We start from the raw sequence: 18193 nt of genomic DNA on the forward strand, positions 1-18193 counted from the left end.
GCGCCGCGACCGCCGGAGCATCGTGGTCGGCATGGACATCACGAACTCGACCGTCTTCATCTCCGGTGCGACCTCGGGCATCGGCCTGGGTCTCGCCCTCCGCCTGCAGCAGGCCGGCAGCACCGTCGTCATCGGTGGGCGCCGTCAGTCGCTGCTGAACTCCCTGGCTGCCGAGCACGGCTTCGGCACCGTGCAGATCGACGTCGACGACCCGGCGTCGATCACCGCCGCGGCAGCCTCGGTCATCGAGACGCACCCCGCGCTCGACACCCTGGTCACGATGTCGGGGATCATGCGCCAGGAGGACCTGCGGTCGTCGGCGCACCTGGCGGATGCCGAAGCCACCGTCACGACGAACTTCCTGGGGACCGTCCGGCTCGTCGACGCGTTCCTGCCGCACCTGCTGACACAGCAGGCGTCCACCGTGATGACGGTCTCGTCCGGGCTCGCCTTCACACCGCTGACCCCGACGCCGACCTACAGCGCGATGAAGGCCGCCGTGCACTCGTACACGCTGTCCCTGCGGCAGCAGCTCGTCGGCTCGCCGGTCTCGGTGCTCGAGCTCGTGCCCCCGGCGGTCGCGACCGACCTGCAGGGCGCGGGCGTGGACTTCGGCGGGATGCCGCTCGACGACTTCCTGAGCGAGGTCGTGGCCCTGCTGCAGGCCGGGGCGTCGCCCGAGGTCCTGGTACAGAACGTGCTGCCGCTGCGGTGGTCGGAGCGTGACGGGACGCAGCAGCAGCTGATCGAGCGGCTCGCGTCGCACTGAGGGAGGTCGAGCGTCCGGCGTGGCGAAGCTCGCACGGTGTGGCCGGGCGCGGTGGCGCGGCGGCGCGGCGAGGGCGCTCGTGCGGGAGTGATCGCGTGGTGCAAGGTTGTTTCCTCGCACCACTCGATCAGCGTCGCACGGGCCGCGAAGCTCGCACGGTGCGACGTCCGACGTGCAGCGACGCTCGCACGGTGCGACGAGGCACGGTGCGACGACGGACGGGCTAGTCCGCCGCGGCGAGCACCGTGCGCCCGAGGCGCACGAAGTCGTCGACGCCGAGTTCCTCGCCTCGGGCCGTCGGCGCGATGCCGGACGCCTCGAGTACCTGGGACGCGTGCGCACTGCCGCCGAGGACGCCGGACAGCGCCTGGCGGAGCATCTTCCGACGCTGCTGGAACGCCGCGTCGACGAGCGCGAACACCTGGGCGCGAAGGGCCTCGTCGCCCGGCGGGTCGTGCCGCACGAACCCGACCAGCACGCTGTCGACGTTCGGCACCGGCCAGAAGACCTGGCGGCTGACCTGCCCGGCGATGCGCCACGCGCCGTACCACGCCGCCTTGACGCTCGGCGAGCCGTAGACCTTGCTGCCCGGATCGGCGGCGAGCCGATACCCGACCTCGGCCTGCACCATCACGAGCGACCGTTCGATCGACGGGAACGTCGCGAGCAGGTGCAGGAGCACCGGCACGGAGATGTTGTACGGCAGGTTCGCGACGAGGTGCGTCGGCGCCGACGGCAGGTCGTCCGGACCGATCGTCAGCGCATCCTGGTGCACGACCGTCAACTGCGCGGTCGGCTGCATCGCGGCGACGGTGGTCGGGAGCTGTGCCGCGAGTCGGGCGTCGATCTCGACCGCGGTGACGGGCGCGCCGGTCTCCGTCAGCCCGAGCGTCAGCGACCCGAGGCCCGGCCCGACCTCGAGCACCGCGCAGTCGGCCGTGACCCCACCGGCTGCGACGATGCGCCGCACGGTGTTGGCGTCGTGGACGAAGTTCTGGCCGAGCTTCTTGGTGGGCGTGACGTCGAGCTGCGAGGCCAGGTCGCGGATCTCGGCCGGGCCGAGCAGTGCGCTCACTGTTCGACCGTGATCGGTTCGGCGTCCCACGCGCCGTAGACCAGCTCGGTGTTCGAGGCGATCTGCGCCGCGAGCATCGACGCGTCGGTGCCGATGGTCTCGGCCATCGACCGGAGGGTGAGCGGGATCAGGTACGGCGCGTTCGGCCGGCCGCGGAACGGTGTCGGCGTCAGGTAGGGCGCGTCCGTCTCGACCATGATCAGGTGCCGCGGGGCGGTGATCAGGGCGTCCCGCAGCGACTGCGCGTTGCTGAACGTGACGGTGCCGGCGAACGACATGTACCACCCGCGCTCGGCGCACAGCCGGGCGAGGTCACGGCCACCGGAGAAGCAGTGGAACACGGTCTTCTCCGGAGCACCCACGCGGTCGAGCACCTGCACGACCGCGTCGTGCGCGTCGCGGTCGTGGATGGTCAGCGCGAGGTCGTGCTCCTTCGCGATGCGGATGTGCGCTTCGAAGGAACGGATCTGGGCGTCGCGGCCGTCCTCGCCCGTGCGGAAGAAGTCGAGCCCGGTCTCACCGATCGCCCGAACCCGGGGCAGCGCCGCGAGCGACTCGATGCCGGCGAGGTGCTCGTCGAGCAGCCCCTTCGCGTCGAGCTCGGGCGCCTCGTTCGGGTGCAGCGCGACGGCCGCCAACACGCGGGGTTCCCGTGCGGCGATCTCGGCGGACCACTGCGAGGTCGCCAGGTCGGTGCCGACCTGCACGACGCCCCGGACACCGACGCTCGATGCCCGGTCGAGGTGCTCGCGCCAGTCCAGCGCTCCCTCGGGTCCGCCGTCGGCGATCTCCATGTGCGTGTGGTTGTCGTAGACGGGGACGACGAGCGCCTGGGGCAGTGGCGGGTAGCTCATGTCGCGCGTGGAACCGTCGCTCCGGTCGCCCCGGCTCCGCAGGTGCGCGTCGGTCATGCCGCGCCCTGCTCGGCCTGCTCGATGCGCGGGAACAGCCCAGACTCGAGCTGGGTGACCCGGTCGGCCCCCTGCCACTCCCATGCGCGGTCGACCCGCTGCTCGGCGATGGAGCCGCCCGCACCGATCGCCGCCCAGAGCTTCTCGGTGGCCTTCGGCATGACCGGGGACACCAGCACCGCGACGGTGCCGAGGCCGCGCAGCGCGGTCGCCAGGACCGTGCCCAGGCGCTCGCGCTGGGCGTCGTCCTTCGCCAGCGCCCAGGGCTGCTGCTCGGTGATGTACCCGTTCAGGGCGTCCACGAGTTCCCACGTGGTGACGATCGCGTCCTGCGGGGCGAAGGCGGCGATCGCGGCGTCGGCGCGCTCCGTGACGCTCTGCGCCAGGTCGTCGATCGCCCGGTCGGACGCCGACAGCTCGCCACGCGCGGGGACCGCACCGTCGAAGTACTTCTGGATCATCGCGAGCAGCCGGGAGGCCAGGTTGCCGAACCCGTTGGCGAGCTCGGCCTGGTAGCGCGCCGAGATGTCCTCCCACGAGAAGTTGCCGTCCTGCCCGAAGGTGATGGCGCGCAGGAAGTAGTACCGGAAGGCGTCCGACCCGAACGTGTCGGTGATCTCGGACGGCGCGATGCCGGTGAGCTTCGACTTGGACATCTTCTCGCCGCCGACGAGCAGCCAACCGTGGCCGAACACCCGCTCGGGGACAGGCAGCCCGGCGGCCATCAGCATCGCCGGCCAGATCACGGCGTGGAACCGGGCGATGTCCTTGCCGACGATGTGCACACTGGGCCAGAGACGACGGAAGGCCTCGTCGTCGTCGCTGCCGTAGCCGAGCGCCGTGACGTAGTTGAGCAGCGCGTCGAACCACACGTAGAGCACGTGGTCGTGGTCCCACGGGATCGTGATGCCCCAGTCGAAGCTCGACCGCGAGATCGACAGGTCACGCAGGCCCTGTCTGACGAAGGAGATGATCTCGTTGCGGACGCTGTCCGGCTGGATGAAGGACGGGTTCGACTCGTACAGGTCGAGCAACCGCTGCTCGAAGTCGGACATCCGGAAGAAGTAGTTGCGCTCGGACAAGACCTCGACCGGGATCGAGTGGATGGCGCAGACCTGCTGCCCCTCGTAGGCGCCGGTGCCGGGGACCAGGTCGCTCGGCTGCTTGTACTCCTCGCAGCCCACGCAGTAGAAGCCCTCGAACTCGCCGGCGTAGATGTAGCCGTCGTCGTACAGCTTCTGCAGGAAGGCCGTCACCCCGCGCTCGTGCCGTTCGTCGGTGGTGCGGATGAAGTCGTCGTTGGCGACGTCCACCGTGCCGAGCAGGGGCTTCCAGGCGTCGGTGACCAGCCGGTCGGCCCACTCCTGCGGGGAGACGTCGTTCGCCGACGCGGTGCGCAGGATCTTCTGACCGTGCTCGTCCGTGCCCGTGAGGAGCCAGGTGTCGTCACCGCGCTGACGGTGCCAGCGCGCGAGGACGTCCGCGGCGACTTCGGTGTAGGCGTGCCCGATGTGGGGCACGTCGTTCACGTAGAAGATCGGCGTGGTGATGCTGAACGAGGACCCGTCGGACATGCGGACCATCCTACGGGCGCACCGTCCCTCGATGACGCGACCTGCGGTGGCCTGTGGAGAAGTCGGACGGGAGGCCCGTGGCGGGCGTGCACCGGGCCTCCAGTCCGGTGTGTGGTCGGCTCAGCGCGCTGCGAGCGCGCCCTCGTACAGGTCCCGCTTGGACAGCCCCGTCGCGTCCGCGACGGCCGCCGACGCCTCTTTCATGCGGGTGCCGGCGGCGACCCGTTCCAGCACGAGTCGGACGCCGTCCTCGAGCGAGACCTCGTCGACCGACCCCGAGGCCCCAGCGACGACGATGCAGATCTCGCCCTTGACCCCGTCGGCCGCCCACTCGGCGAGCGACGCCAGCGAGTCGCGCTTGACCTCTTCGTAGAGCTTCGTGAGCTCCCGGCACACCGCTGCCCGGCGCGACGCGCCGAACCCGGCGGCCATGTCGGTCAGTGTGTCCGCGAGCCGGTGCGGCGACTCGAAGAACACCATCGTCCGCTGCTCGCCGGCGAGCGCCTCGAAGACCCGGCGGCGCTCCCCCGCCTTGCGCGTCGGGAAGCCCTCGAACGTGAACCGGTCGGTCGGCAGGCCGGACACGGCGAGGGCCATGAGCACGGCGGACGGACCCGGCAGGGCGGTGACGGTCACCCCGGCGGCCGCAGCGGCCTCGACCAACGGGAACCCCGGGTCGCTGATCGCCGGCATGCCCGCGTCGGTCAGGACCACGACGTCCTGGTCCCGCGCGAGCTCGACGACCTCGGCGGCCTTGGCGCGCTCGTTGTGCTCGTGCAGCGCGATGAGCCGCGGGCGGTTCTCGATCCCCAGCGCGCGCATCAGGTGGATGGCGGTCCTGGTGTCCTCCGCTGCCACGACGGTCGCGTTGGACAGGGTCTCGACGAGTCGGCGCGACGCGTCGCCGAGGTTGCCGATGGGGGTTGCTGCGAGGACGATCACGTCCCCATTGTGGTCGCAGCCAGTGCATGCACGACATCCGTAGGATGCTGCGGATGACCACGGACCTCGCCGAGACGCTCGACACCGTGCCCGCTGTGCCCCGCGGGTCGCGTCTCGACGACTGGTGGGGCCGGTTCCTGTCGGTGTCGTGGCGCTTCGCCGCCTGGCGCTGGGGCGGTCCGATCGCGGTCACGGTGCTCGGCGCCCTGCTGCGCCTGGTCGACCTGGGCCGGCCGCACTCGCTCGTGTTCGACGAGACCTACTACGTCAAGGACGGGTGGTCCATCGTCCACCTGGGCTACGAGGGCACCTGGCCGGCGAACCCCTCGGACGACTCGTCCCCGACCACCGACCAGCGGTTCGCCGACGGGCAGACCGCGATCTTCACGAGCGCGGCGGAGTTCATCGCGCACCCGCCGCTCGGCAAGTACCTCATCGGCCTCGGCATGCTGCTGTTCGGCCCGGACAACGCCTTCGGCTGGCGCTTCGCGGTCGCGGTGCTCGGCATCGCGACGGTGTTCCTGGTCGCGGTGATCGCGCGGTCGCTGTTCCGGTCGACGCTGGTCGGCACGCTCGCGGGCGGGTTCATGGCGATCGACGGCCAGGCCATCGTGATGTCCCGCGTGACGCTGCTCGACGGCATCGTCACCTTCTTCGTGCTGCTCGGGTTCGGGGCGCTGCTGCTCGACCGACGCCGGACGACCCGGCAGCTGGACGCCTGGGTCGCCGCCCGAGCCGCCGCTGGTCGGGCGACGCTGTGGGGCCCCGTGCTGTGGTGGCGGCCGTGGCTGCTCGCGATGGGCCTCGCGATGGGCCTCGCCACCAGCACGAAGTGGACCGGGATGTACTTCCTGGCGTTCTTCGCCGTGTACGCGGTGCTGAGCGACATGATGCTGCGGCGGCGCGCGGGCATCGAGTTCTGGTCATCGAGTGCCGTCCTGCAGCAGGCCCCGGTCACCTTCCTGCTCACGGTCCCGGTCGCGGCCGTGACCTACCTGGCGTCGTGGACCGGCTGGTTCGTCTCGAAGGACGGCTGGGACCGCGACTGGATCGCCTCGGGCGGGCAGCGTTGGACTGGCCTGCTGGCCTGGGTCCCGGACAGCCTGCAGAACTGGTGGCACTACCAGTCCGAGATCTACGGCTTCAACATCGGCCTGCACACGCCGCACTCGTACCAGGCGAACCCGCTGCTCTGGCTCCTGATGCAGCGCCCGACGTCGATGTACTACGTCGGCACCGACGCCGGGCAGGACGGCTGCGCGGTCGACCGCTGCGGCGCGGCGATCACCGGCATCGCGAACCCGTTCATCTGGTACCCGGCCGTGGCCGCCGTGGTGGCACTGCTGGTGCTCTTCATCACCCGGCGCAAGTGGGAGTACGGCTTCGTCGTGATGGGCGTCGCGGCGGGCTACCTGCCGTGGCTGCTCTACGTCGACCGCACGGTGTTCCAGTTCTACACGGTGGCCTTCGAGCCGTACATGGTGATGGCGTTGGCGGCTGCCGTGGGGCTGCTGCTCGGCTCACGTGAGGACCCACGACCCCGCCGGACGCTGGCGATCGTGTGGGTCGGTGTGTACCTGCTCGTGGTCGTGCTGGCCTCGGCGTACTGGTACCCGATGTGGACCGCGATGCAGATGCCGTGGGACTTCATCCGCTCGCACTACTGGCTGCCGAGCTGGCTGTAGCGAGCGCCCGTCCGGCGGTTCCGGACTGGAGGCCCGGTGCCGGTCCGCATCGCACCGTCCGGTCCGGCGCGGGTCAGGACTGGCCGCCGCGGGTCAGGACTGGCTGTGCAGCGCCCGTTCGATCGACTCGCGGTCGAGCGGCGACCCCGGCATCGGCTGGGCGGCATCGGCCCCGGCCGGCGGCAGGACGCCGTCGATGAGGACCTGCGCGTAGCGACGCCAAGCGTCGGGGTCGTGGGCCCGGGTGGCGTCGGCGACAGCCCCGATCATCGTCGTGAGCATCGGGAGGTCGCGGTAGTCGAAGCCCTCGCGCACCACGCCCGCGTCGCGCGCCCGGCCGATGATCGTGCTGACCTGGCGCTCGAGGCGGTCACGTTCGTGCACGATCGACGGACGGGCCTTGCCCGCGCGGACGATGGCGTCGGCCAGGGCACGGTCGCGGGCACGGAACTCGAAGACGCCCATCAGGTACAGGCGGAGGGACTCCCGCGGGTCGATCTCTTCGGCAGCACGTTCGGCAGCGCCGTTCATGGCGTCGAACTTCGTCGCCAGCAGCGCTTCGATGAGCGAGTCCTTGTCGGCGAACCGGCGGTACACCGTGCCGACGCCGACCCCGGCTTCGTGCGCGATGTCGTTGAGGGTGACGGACAGGCCGCGTTCGGCGAAGCACTTGCGCGCGGTCTGCAGGATCAGTTCACGGTTCCGCGCCGCATCCGCGCGGAGCGGCCGGTCGAGGTCCGCGTGCTGGTCGGTGGTGCTCACGACGACGAACCTAATTGAACTTTCTGGGAACAAGCGGATGCGCCTGCTCCGTTTGGGTCTACAGTAGCTCCAAGCGGATGCCCTGCATCCGCTTCCTCAACTCCCCGGAACGCCCGACGGCGCGTGTTCCTCCCTCCATTCGAATCCCCAGGAGGCTGCCGTGACGGCAGAACAGACTTCACCCGCCAGGACCGTTCCTGCACCCGGCGCCGCACCGGGCGGGCGGAAGGAACACCGCTGGATCGCGCTGGCGGTCATCGCCCTCGCACAGCTGATGGTCGTGCTCGACGCCACCATCGTCAACATCGCGCTCCCGTCCGCCCAGGCCGACCTCGGCTTCGGCACGGACCAGCGGCAGTGGATCGTCACCGCGTACTCGCTGGCGTTCGGCTCGCTCCTGCTGCTCGGCGGTCGCCTCGGTGACCTCTTCGGCCGCAAGAACACCTTCATCATCGGGCTGGTCGGCTTCGCCGTGGCCTCGGTGCTGGGCGGCCTCGCCGACAGCTTCGGGCTGCTCGTCGCCGCGCGTGCGCTGCAGGGCGTCTTCGGTGCACTCCTCGCACCGTCGGCACTCGGCATGCTCACGACGACCTTCCGCGACCCGAAGGAGCGCGGCCGCGCGTTCGGCATCTTCGGCTCGATCGCCGGTTCCGGTGCCGCCATCGGTCTGCTGCTCGGCGGCGTCCTGACCGAGTACGCCTCGTGGCGCTGGTGCCTCTACGTCAACGTCGTCTTCGCGATCCTCGGTGTCATCGGCGCCCTGGTCTTCATGGCCAAGCCGCCGAAGGTCGACCGCCCCCGCATCGACGTCGCCGGCGTGCTGACGATCACCGCCGGCCTGGTCGGTGTCGTGTACGGATTCTCCAACGCCGAGACCAACGGCTGGGACGACCCCTGGACCATCGGCATGCTCGCCGCCGGTGTCGTGCTGATCGCGGCGTTCGTGGTCATCGAGACCCGCGTCGCCCACCCGCTGCTCCCCTTGCGCGTCGTGCTCGACCGCGACCGCGGCGGCTCGTTCATCGCGATCGGCTTGGTCGCGATCGGCATGTTCGGCATCTTCCTGTTCCTGACCTACTACCTCGAGCAGACGCTGGGCTTCTCGTCGCTGCAGACGGGTCTGGCGTTCCTGCCCATGCCGCTGTCGATCATGGTGTCGGCCACGCAGATCGGTGGCCGCCTGCTGCCCCGCGTCGGTCCGAAGGTCCTGATCTTCGCCGGTGGTCTGGTCGCGGCGACCGGGCTCCTGCTGCTGCTCCGCACCGACCTCGACAGCTCCTACGCCGGCACGGTCCTGCCGGCGCTGATCGTCATCGGTCTCGGCATGGGCACGATCTTCTCGTCGGCGATGAACACCGCCACCACCGGTGTCGCCCGCGCCGATGCCGGTGTGGCGTCCGCGACGGTGAACACCATGCAGCAGATCGGCGGCTCGATCGGGACGGCACTGCTGTCGACGATCTTCGCGGACGTCGTGAAGAACAGCCTGTCGGGCCTGACGGCGGCGCCGACCAAGCTCCAGCAGGCCCAGGCGACACTCGACGGGTACCACGTCGCGTTCGCGATCTCGGCCGGGGTGCTCGTGATCGTCGCGATCGCCAGCGGGCTCCTGATCAACCGTCAGTCTGTCCGACTCCAGAAGCTCGAGCACCTCGCGGCGAACGCGACGGGCAGCATCCCGGCCGCGGCGCACTGACGTGGCACCTGCCTCGCGCTGACGCCGGATGACGTGGCCGCCGCCGCACTCGAACTCCGAACGACGGGGTCGTTGTCGAACGACAGCGACCCCGTCGTTGTGCGTCGTCCAGCACCGTCGTCGTGCGTCGTCCAGCACCGTCGTCGTGCGTCGTCCAGCGCCCCGTGGCCGAACGCCCTTCGGTCCGGTGCCCTCCACCCGACGCTGGATTGCGCACTGTTGCGGTTCCCGTGTCTCCCGTCAGGGGTGCGCATTATGGTCAGGGTCATGTCCTCCGTCCTGACCTCGCCGCTCGTGTCGACGCAGTGGCTCGCCGACCACCTGGGTGCCGACGAGCTCGTCGTGCTCGACGCGTCGGTGCACACGTCGGGCACGGGTCGCGGCACGACCTGGCAGACAGCCCGTGACAGCTACGAACAGCACGGTCACGTCCCCGGTGCCCGCTACGCCGACCTGGCGCGCGACTTCTCGACGCCCGGGGCCGACCTGCCCTTCACCCGGCCCGACGCCGAGCAGTTCGAGCTCGCGGTCCGGGCGCTCGGCATCACCAACGCGTCGACCGTCGTGGTCTACGACGACAGTGTCGGCGAGTGGTCCGCGCGCCTGTGGTGGATCTTCCGGGCGTTCGGCTTCGACGACGTCGCGGTGCTGGACGGCGGATTCGTGAAGTGGCGCGACGAGGGCCGCCCCGTCCGGATCGGCGCCTTGCGGACCGCCGCTGCGCGGCATCCCGAGACCGACGTGTTCCTGGCCGGTGAAGAACGGCCGCTCTGGGCCGATCGCGCCCGGGTCGAACGAGCCGTCGACGGCACGCAACCGGCGGCACTCGTGCTGGCTGCCGACGACACCACCCTGGGCACGGAGCACCCGCCCGTCGTGCCCGGAACCACGCCGATCACCCTGCACCGGGTCATCGACCAGGACTCCAATGCGCTCCGTCGTCCCGCGGCACTCCGCGACGTGTTCGCACCCGTCCTCGGGTCCGACGAGATCGTGACGTACTGCGGCGTGGGCAGCGCCGCGTGCGTCGACGCCCTCGCGCTGACCGTGCTGGGCCACGACCACGTGCAGGTCTACGACGGGTCCCTCGCGGACTGGTGGCGCTGGGACCTCGAGCCCATCGCTTCCTGAAGCCGGCGGTTCCCGACGCCGCGCAGTCGTCGAGACGCCGCGCGGTCACCGAGACGCTGCGCAGTCACCAAGACGCTGCGCGGTCACCGAGACGCTGCGCTGCACGGCGGCGCCACAGCACGACGGCGGCGTCTGGGCGTCTGGGCGTCTCGACGCTCCTCCAGCGCATCCGCCCACGGAGGCCCGCCCATCACGCCGGCACTAGCGTTGCCCCATGAGCACCAAGCGCGCGGTCGTCCTCGGCGGTACCGGCGGCATCGGCTCCGCCGTCGTCCGGGAACTGCTCGACAGCTCGGGCCGCGGCGGTGACGACTGGTCGATCGAGGTCCTCGCCCGACGCGGCGGCGACGTCGCCGACTCCCTCACCGCGGCCGGCGCGACCTTCACCGCGGGCGACCGCCGCGACACCCAGGTCCTCCGTGACCTGCTGCGCCCGGGCGCCGACCTGCTCGTCGACACCGTCGGCGCCACCCGCGACGACGCCGCACAGCTCCTGCCGTACCTGGGGGACATCGGGTCCACCGTGTTCCTGTCGTCCAAGGCCGTGTACGTCGACGAGCAGGGCCGCCACGCGAACTCCGTCGACAAGCCCGTCTTCCCCGGGGCGGTCACCGAGATCCAGCCGACGGTCACGCCGGCCGACGACGACCCGACCAGCCGTGACGGGTACGGGGCCGCCAAGGTCGCCGCCGAACAGCTGCTGCTCGACCACGGTGCGCCGGTGACCGTCCTCCGCCCGTCGAAGGTCCACGGCCCCGGCATCGGCCGCCCGCGCGAGTGGTTCGTCGTCCGCCGCGCGCTCGACGGCCGCGACCGTGTCCTGCTCGCCGACCACGGCCGCGGCGTCGACCACACCACGGCCGCGAGCGGGATCGGCTCGCTCGTCCGCCTGGTCGCCGGCGCCCCGGACCGGCGGATCCTCAACGTGGCGGACGAGACGGCACTGACCGCGCTCGAGATCGTGCGGACGGTCGCAGCGCACCTGGACCACCGGTTCGACGAGGTCCTGCTCGACGCCGACGCCCCGGCCTTCGTCGGCCTGACGCCGTGGTCGTCGCCGACGCCCGTCGTGCTCGACACGACGGCAGCGCGGGCCCTCGGGTGGGAACCGCCCCGCTACGCCGACGCCGTCCGTCCGGAGCTCGACTGGCTGGTGGAAGACCGCGCGCCGCACGCCCGCCGACGGCGACGTGCCGTGGGCGTCCGACCCGTTCTGGGACCGGATGTTCGACTACGGCCCCGAGGACGCCGCCCTCGTCATGCTCTCCCTGGGGACATGACGATGCCGCGGTCCGAGGTGCTGTTCATCGGGGGACGCTCCGGCGTCGGCAAGTCGACCGCCGCGGATGCCCTGCACGAACTGCTCGCGGCGCGGGACGTCCGGCATGCCGTCATCGAGGGCGACACTCTCGACCTGGCACACCCGGCACCCCACGTCGAGCACCCCGAGGCCCGGCTCGCGGAACGCAACCTCGCGGCGATCTGGGCGAACTACCGGGCCCTCGGGTTCCACCGGCTCGTCTACACGAACACGGTGTCGGTGCTCGAGGCCGACCGGTTGGCCGCCGCGATGGGGGACGACCCGGCGGTCGTGGCGGTGTTGCTCCGCGCAGGCGACGAGCGCACGGCGCAGCGCCTGGGCCGGCGAGTCGGCGGAGCACCGCCCGCAACGCAGGTCGCGCACAGCGCACGGACCGCCGGGAGGCTCGACTCGGCTGCACCAAACCGGGTCACGCGGGTGGACACGGACGACCTGGCCCCGGCGGACGTCGCCCGTCGGCTCGCGTCGCTGACCGGGTGGCTTCCCGACTGAGCGCTGTGGAGGAGCGTGCCTTCTCCACCAACTGTGCTGCCGATCCGCCCGTCCAGCCCGGACGGGGCACGCTGGAGCCATGAACGACAACCGGCTCGGCACCGCCGTCAGCCCCTACCTCCGTCTGCACGCCGACAACCCGGTGGACTGGCGCGAATGGGGTCCTGACGCCTTCGCAGAAGCACGTGAGCGGGACGTCCCCGTCCTCGTGTCGATCGGCTACGCCACCTGCCACTGGTGCCACGTCATGGCGCGCGAGAGCTTCGCCGATCCAGAGATCGCCGAACTGCTGCGGCGTGACTTCGTCGCCGTCAAGGTCGACCGTGAAGAACGCCCCGACGTCGACGCCAGCACCATGGCTGCCGCGGCCGCGTTCACCGAACAGCTGGGCTGGCCGTTGACCGCGTTCATGACCCCGGACGCGCACGTCTTCTTCGCGGGCACGTACTTCCCGCCGACGCCGGTCGGGCAGCACCCGTCGTTCCGACAGATCCTGGGCGCCGTGCTCGACGCCTGGCGTGATCGACGCACCGAGGTCGACGCCACCGCCAGCGCCCTCTCCGGGGCGATCCGCCAGGGTGCCGTGGACAGCACCACGGTCGGACTGCACGGCGCTGACGGGGCCGAGCCGGACCTCCCGTCCATCGCGACGATCCACGACGTGGTCGGTGCACTCGAACCGGGCGAGGACCTCGAGTACGGCGGCTTCGGCGGGGCTCCGAAGTTCCCGTCGGCGCCGTTGCTCGAGTTCCTGGCGGACACCGGGGCCGACGGGGTGCCAGCCGGCACGGCGCTGTGCGAGCGGTCGCTCCGCGTCATCGCCGCCTCGGAGCTGACCGATCCGGACGGCGGGGTGTTCCGCTACGCGACCCGCCGGGACTGGTCCGTCCCCCACTACGAGCGCATGCTCTACGACAACGCCGGGCTCCTGGCGATCGCTCCCCAGCCCCAGGCCCGCGGCATCGCCGACTTCCTGCGCGACACCCTGCGCCGTCCCGACGGCGCCTTCGTCGCGGCACAGGACAGCGAGTCCACGATCGACGGCCGACGCGTCGAGGGCGAGTGGTACCGGCGCCCCCGGCCCGAACGAGCGCTCCTCGATCCCCCACCACTCGACGACCAGGTCCTGACCGGCTGGAACGGACTCGCCGTGCGGGGCCTGGCGATCGCGGGGGCCCGGCACGGTGACGCCGAGATGATCGCCCTGGCCCGGGCAGCAGCCGACGCGGTCATCGACGCCCACCTGCGCGACGGGCACGTCGTCGTCCGGTCGAGCACACCGCGCGGATCCTCGTCGGCACCGCCCACGATCGAGGACATCGGCCTGTTCGCCGAGGGGCTGGTCGAGCTCGCACTCGTGACGGGTGAGCTCCGGTACGCCACGACTGCCCGTTCCCTGGTCGACGACGCACTGTCGGGACCGCTGACGGTCGACCCGGTGCTGGCGAGCGCGGGGACCGCGACGGGGGAACAGCCGCAGACCGCGCTGCGGTCGGGGACCGTCGCCCTGGCGAGCGCCGCACTGGTGATCGGCACCCTGACCGGCGATCCCGCCTACCGGTCCGCCGCCGTGACACTCGTCGCAGACCGGGCCCGCAGCGGCGTGGACCGACCGCTCGGGCACGCCGACGCGCTCGGGCTCGCCCTGGCCCTGCAGCGCCCGTCGCGCGAGGTCGTCGTCGTGGCCACCGATCCGACAGCGATGCAGACCGTCGCGATCGGCGCGCGTCACCCGGGCACCGTCGTGCTCACGGTGACGCCGGCACAGGCCTCAGCCTGGGCAGCTGCGGGGTTCACGCTGCTCGAGTCCCGCGACCGCCTCGACCCCGCCGCGTACGTGTGCCACGACCACGTGTGTGCCCTGCCCGCACGCTCTGCGGACGACCTGACGCGCCAACTCGCGAGCGCCTGAGCGCGGGCGGTATCCTGGAATGCTCATGTCTCCCACGCCTGTCGTCATCACGTACCCGCCCGAGCTGCCCGTCTCGCAGCGGCGCGATGACATCGCCGCGGCCATCCGCGACAACCAGGTCGTGATCGTCGCCGGTGCGACCGGTTCGGGCAAGACGACCCAGCTGCCGAAGATCTGCCTGGAACTCGGGCGGGAGCACATCGGCCACACGCAGCCGCGCCGGATCGCCGCTCGCACGATCGCCGAGCGCGTGTCCGAGGAACTCGGCGGCGAGCTCGGCGACCTGGTGGGCTACCAGGTCCGCTTCACCGACAAGGTCAGTGCGAACACACGCGTCAAGCTCATGACCGACGGCATCCTGCTCAACGAGATCCACTTCGACCGTGACCTGAAGCGCTACGACACGATCATCATCGACGAAGCGCACGAGCGGTCCCTGACGATCGACTTCCTGCTCGGCTACCTCAAGCGGTTGTTGCCTCGACGCCCGGACCTCAAGCTCATCATCACGAGTGCGACGATCGACCCGGAGTCCTTCTCCCAGCACTTCGGCGGTGCCCCGATCATCGAGGTCTCGGGCCGCACCTACCCGGTCGAGATCCGCTACCGCGCGCTGGTCGCCGAAGAACCCGGCGCGGACGACGACGGTGACGACGACACCGACTCGCGCACGGCCGACGCCGGCAACGCCCAGGACGACCGCGACCACCTGCAGGGCATCACCGACGCGCTCGACGAGCTGGCGCGCGAGGACCCGGGCGACGTGCTCGTGTTCCTGTCCGGCGAGAACGAGATCCGCGACGCGCAGGACGCCATCGAGGGCAAGCACTACCAGGGCACCGAGGTCCTGCCGCTCTACGGACGGCTCTCTGCCGCCGACCAGCACCGGGTGTTCCAGCGCTCGTCGACCCCGGGCGTCCGCCGCCGGGTCGTGCTCGCGACGAACGTCGCCGAGACCTCGCTGACGGTGCCCGGCATCAAGTACGTCATCGACACCGGGACCGCCCGCATCTCGCGGTACTCCCCCCGAGCGAAGGTCCAGCGACTGCCGATCGAGGCGATCTCGCAGGCCAGCGCGAACCAGCGGTCGGGCCGCGCCGGGCGCACGAGCGCGGGCATCGCGATCCGCCTGTACTCCGAGGACGACTTCGGTCGCCGCCCCGAGTACACCGATCCCGAGATCCTCCGGACCAACCTGGCCGCGGTCATCCTGCAGATGATCTCGCTGGGGTTCGGCGACATCGAGTCGTTCCCGTTCCTGCAGCCGCCGGACTCGCGCGGCGTCAAGGACGGCCTCGACCTGCTGCGCGAGCTCCGCGCCGTCGACAAGGACGGCGCGATCACGAAGTCCGGGCGGCAGCTCACCCGACTGCCGATCGACCCCCGTCTCGGTCGCATGGTGCTCGAGGCCGGCAGGCAGGGCGTCGGGCGCGAAGTCGTGGCGATCGTCTCGGCGCTCAGCATCCAGGACCCGCGTGAGCGTCCCCTCGAGAAGCGCGCGCACGCCGACCAGCTGCACGCACGGTTCGCGGACCCGACCAGCGACTTCCTGACGTTCCTCGGCCTGTGGAACTACATCGAGGACAAGCAGGACGAGCTCTCCTCGAGCGCGTTCCGACGTCTGTGCAAGGCCGAGTTCCTCAACTACCTGCGCATCCGTGAGTGGCAGGACCTGTACCGCCAGCTCTCACGTGCCGCCAAACAGGTCGGCATCCACGTCGGCAAGGAGCGCAAGGACGACCCCGACGCCGTGCACCGGTCGCTCCTCGCCGGGCTCCTGAGCCAGATCGGGCTGCGGGACCGCGAGAAACGCGACTACCTCGGGTCGCGGAACACCCGCTTCGTGCTGTTCCCGGGCAGCGTCCTGGCGAAGAAGCAGCCCGACGCCGTGATGGCCGCCGAACTCGTCGAGACGAGCCGCCTGTTCGCGCGGACCGCTGCGCGCATCGACCCGGTCTGGACCGAGCAGTTGGCCGGCGACCTCCTGCGGCGCACCTACGGCGAGCCGCACTGGGAGAAGAAGCAGGGTGCCGTCGTCGCGTACGAACGGGTCACGCTGTTCGGCGTCCCGATCGTGCAGCGTCGGCGGGTGCAGTACGCCCGGATCGACCCCGTGCACTCGCGCGAGCTCTTCATCCGGCATGCCCTGATCGAGGGCGAGTGGGACTCCCAACAGGCGTTCGACCGGGCCAACCGCAAGCTCCGACGCGAACTCGAGCAGCTCGAGGAACGCACTCGCCGACGCGACATCCTGCTCGACGACGAGAACGTGTTCGCGTTCTACGACGCACGCATCCCGACCGAGGTCGCCACCACGCGCGACTTCGAGGGCTGGTGGCGGCGCACACGTCGCGACCAACCGGACCTGCTCACGATGCGGCGCGAGGACCTGCTCGACGAGTCGGCGGCCTCGGCGGCCGAAGACGACACCGAGTACCCCACCCAGTGGCGCTCGGGCGACCAGCGGCTCGCCGTGCGGTACCGGTTCGAGCCGGGGGCCGAGGACGACGGCGTCAGCGTGCAGGTCCCCATCGCCCTGCTCCCCCGCATGCGCGAAGAAGGGTTCGACTGGCAGGTCCGTGGCCTCCGACGCGACCTCGTGACCGCGCTCATCAAGGCGCTGCCGAAGCAGATCCGCAAGAACGTCGTCCCGGCGGCCGACTGGGCCGAGAAGATCGTGGACGAACTGCCCGACGACGCCCCGACCGAGCCCAGCGAGAGCTTCCGGGCGACCCTGGCGAAGACGATCCAGCGCATGACCTACGTGCCCGTGACCGAGGCGGACTTCGACATGTCCCGGGTACCCGCGCACCTGCTCCCCACCTACGCCGTGGTCGACGAACGTGGTCGCCGCGTCGAAGCGGGCAAGGACCTGTCCGCTCTGCAGACCAAGCTCAAGGACCGGACCCAGCAGAGCGTCGCGGCGGCCACCCAGCGAGAGACGCGCGGGCGCGGGGCTGGTCGGGTCGCCGATGATGCACCGGACCGTCGCATCGAACGCACCGGACTGGTCGCCTGGCCCGACACCGACCTGCCGGAGGTCCTCGACACCCGTCAGGCCGGTGCGGTCATCCGTGCCTACCCGGCACTCGTGGAAGAAGGCACCGGCCCCAAGGCGACCGTGGCGGTCCAGTTGCTGGCGACCCCGGGTGACCGCGACGTCCTGATGCCCGCCGGCGTGCGGCGCCTGGTGATGCTCGCCGTGCCCTCCCCCGTGTCCTACATCCAGTCGCACCTGACCGCACAGGAGAAGCTGGCGTTGGCGGCGAGCCCGTACCCCTCGACGAACGCCCTGTTCGACGACGTGCTCGCCGCGGTCGTGGACGCCGGCATCCGCGCCACGCACCCGACCGGGCTGCTCTTCACGCGGGCCGAGTTCCCGGCCGTTCGCGATGCGGTCTCGGCCTCCGTCGTCGACACCATGTTCGGCGCGGTGTCCGAGGTGGCCGCCGTGCTCACCGCACTGCGCGGCGCAGAACGCGCGCTCAAGCAGGCGAACAGCATGTCGTTGCTGCCCGCGCTCAACGACATGCGCCAACAGCTGGACCGCCTGGTGTTCCCCGGGTTCGTCTCGGTGGCGGGACTCGGACGGCTCCGTCGCATCCGTGTGTACCTGCAGGGCGTCGAGGCCCGCGTGACGAAGCTCCTGCAGAACCCCGGTCGCGACGCCACCTGGATGCGCGAGGTGTCTGCCGCGACGGGCCGCTACGAGGACGCCGGGGGGACCTTCCCGCCCACGCCCGGATCGCACCCGGAGCTCGTGCACGCACGGTGGATGCTCGAGGAGTTCCGGCTCAGCCTGTTCGCGCAGGAGCTCGGGACCGCCGAGACGGTCTCGCTGCAGCGCATCACCAAGGCCCTGACCACCGCGGCGCGCTGAGCCGTCGATCCGGAGTCTCGCCGACGCGCGCCAGCCGCCGCAG

Annotated in this window: 12 protein-coding genes; 7 read left to right on the forward strand and 5 right to left on the reverse strand. The window is 71.1% G+C overall.

Going from position 1 to position 18193, the window contains the following annotated elements; genetic code table 11:
• Positions 1-31: 31 nt before the first annotated feature.
• Positions 32-769, forward strand: a complete 738-nt coding sequence (locus tag ASG04_RS02475) for an SDR family oxidoreductase (protein ID WP_056120231.1) — start codon at positions 32-34, stop codon at positions 767-769.
• A 223-nt stretch (positions 770-992) separates the two neighbouring features.
• On the opposite strand, the gene rsmA is transcribed toward ASG04_RS02475, so the two are convergent.
• From rsmA to rsmI, 4 genes are all read right to left on the reverse strand, one after another.
• On the reverse strand, positions 993-1844 hold the full coding sequence (gene rsmA, locus ASG04_RS02480; protein WP_056119693.1) for a 16S rRNA (adenine(1518)-N(6)/adenine(1519)-N(6))-dimethyltransferase RsmA: 852 nt from the start codon (positions 1842-1844) through the stop codon (positions 993-995).
• Complete coding sequence (locus tag ASG04_RS02485) at positions 1841-2755, reverse strand: TatD family hydrolase (protein WP_056119696.1); 915 nt, start codon at positions 2753-2755, stop codon at positions 1841-1843. Before ASG04_RS02485 ends, rsmA begins: the two co-directional genes overlap by 4 nt.
• A complete protein-coding gene (gene metG / locus ASG04_RS02490) occupies positions 2752-4329 on the reverse strand; it encodes a methionine--tRNA ligase (protein ID WP_056120235.1) in 1578 nt (525 codons plus the stop codon). The genes ASG04_RS02485 and metG overlap by 4 nt, the downstream gene beginning before the upstream one ends.
• Before the next feature lie 120 nt (positions 4330-4449).
• Positions 4450-5271, reverse strand: coding sequence for a 16S rRNA (cytidine(1402)-2'-O)-methyltransferase (rsmI, locus tag ASG04_RS02495; protein WP_056119699.1), 822 nt, complete (start codon positions 5269-5271; stop codon positions 4450-4452).
• A 53-nt stretch (positions 5272-5324) separates the two neighbouring features.
• On the opposite strand from rsmI, the gene ASG04_RS02500 reads away from it, so the two are divergent.
• A complete protein-coding gene (locus ASG04_RS02500) occupies positions 5325-6956 on the forward strand; it encodes a dolichyl-phosphate-mannose--protein mannosyltransferase (protein WP_056120237.1) in 1632 nt (543 codons plus the stop codon).
• Between the two features lie 93 nt (positions 6957-7049).
• Here the strand turns inward: ASG04_RS02500 and ASG04_RS02505 are convergent, their stop codons facing one another.
• Positions 7050-7718: a TetR/AcrR family transcriptional regulator gene (locus ASG04_RS02505; protein ID WP_056119702.1), complete on the reverse strand. Its 669-nt coding sequence runs from the start codon at positions 7716-7718 to the stop codon at positions 7050-7052.
• 160 nt (positions 7719-7878) lie between these two features.
• Here ASG04_RS02505 and ASG04_RS02510 point away from each other — a divergent pair, with 160 nt between their 5' ends.
• The 5 genes from ASG04_RS02510 (at position 7879) to hrpA (ending at position 18150) form a co-directional block, all read left to right on the forward strand.
• Positions 7879-9414: an MFS transporter gene (locus ASG04_RS02510; RefSeq protein ID WP_056119704.1), complete on the forward strand. Its 1536-nt coding sequence runs from the start codon at positions 7879-7881 to the stop codon at positions 9412-9414.
• 267 nt (positions 9415-9681) lie between these two features.
• Positions 9682-10545: a sulfurtransferase gene (locus ASG04_RS02515; protein WP_056119708.1), complete on the forward strand. Its 864-nt coding sequence runs from the start codon at positions 9682-9684 to the stop codon at positions 10543-10545.
• Between the two features lie 214 nt (positions 10546-10759).
• Positions 10760-12358, forward strand: coding sequence for an NAD-dependent epimerase/dehydratase family protein (locus ASG04_RS16960; RefSeq protein ID WP_082517739.1), 1599 nt, complete (start codon positions 10760-10762; stop codon positions 12356-12358).
• A gap of 79 nt (positions 12359-12437) precedes the next feature.
• A complete protein-coding gene (locus ASG04_RS02525) occupies positions 12438-14270 on the forward strand; it encodes a thioredoxin domain-containing protein (RefSeq protein ID WP_056119711.1) in 1833 nt (610 codons plus the stop codon).
• Between the two features lie 25 nt (positions 14271-14295).
• On the forward strand, positions 14296-18150 hold the full coding sequence (gene hrpA, locus ASG04_RS02530) for an ATP-dependent RNA helicase HrpA (protein ID WP_056119713.1): 3855 nt from the start codon (positions 14296-14298) through the stop codon (positions 18148-18150).
• Positions 18151-18193: the final 43 nt, after the last annotated feature.

The sequence above is a fragment of the Curtobacterium sp. Leaf183 genome, from assembly GCF_001424385.1.
Lineage (GTDB): Bacteria > Actinomycetota > Actinomycetes > Actinomycetales > Microbacteriaceae > Curtobacterium.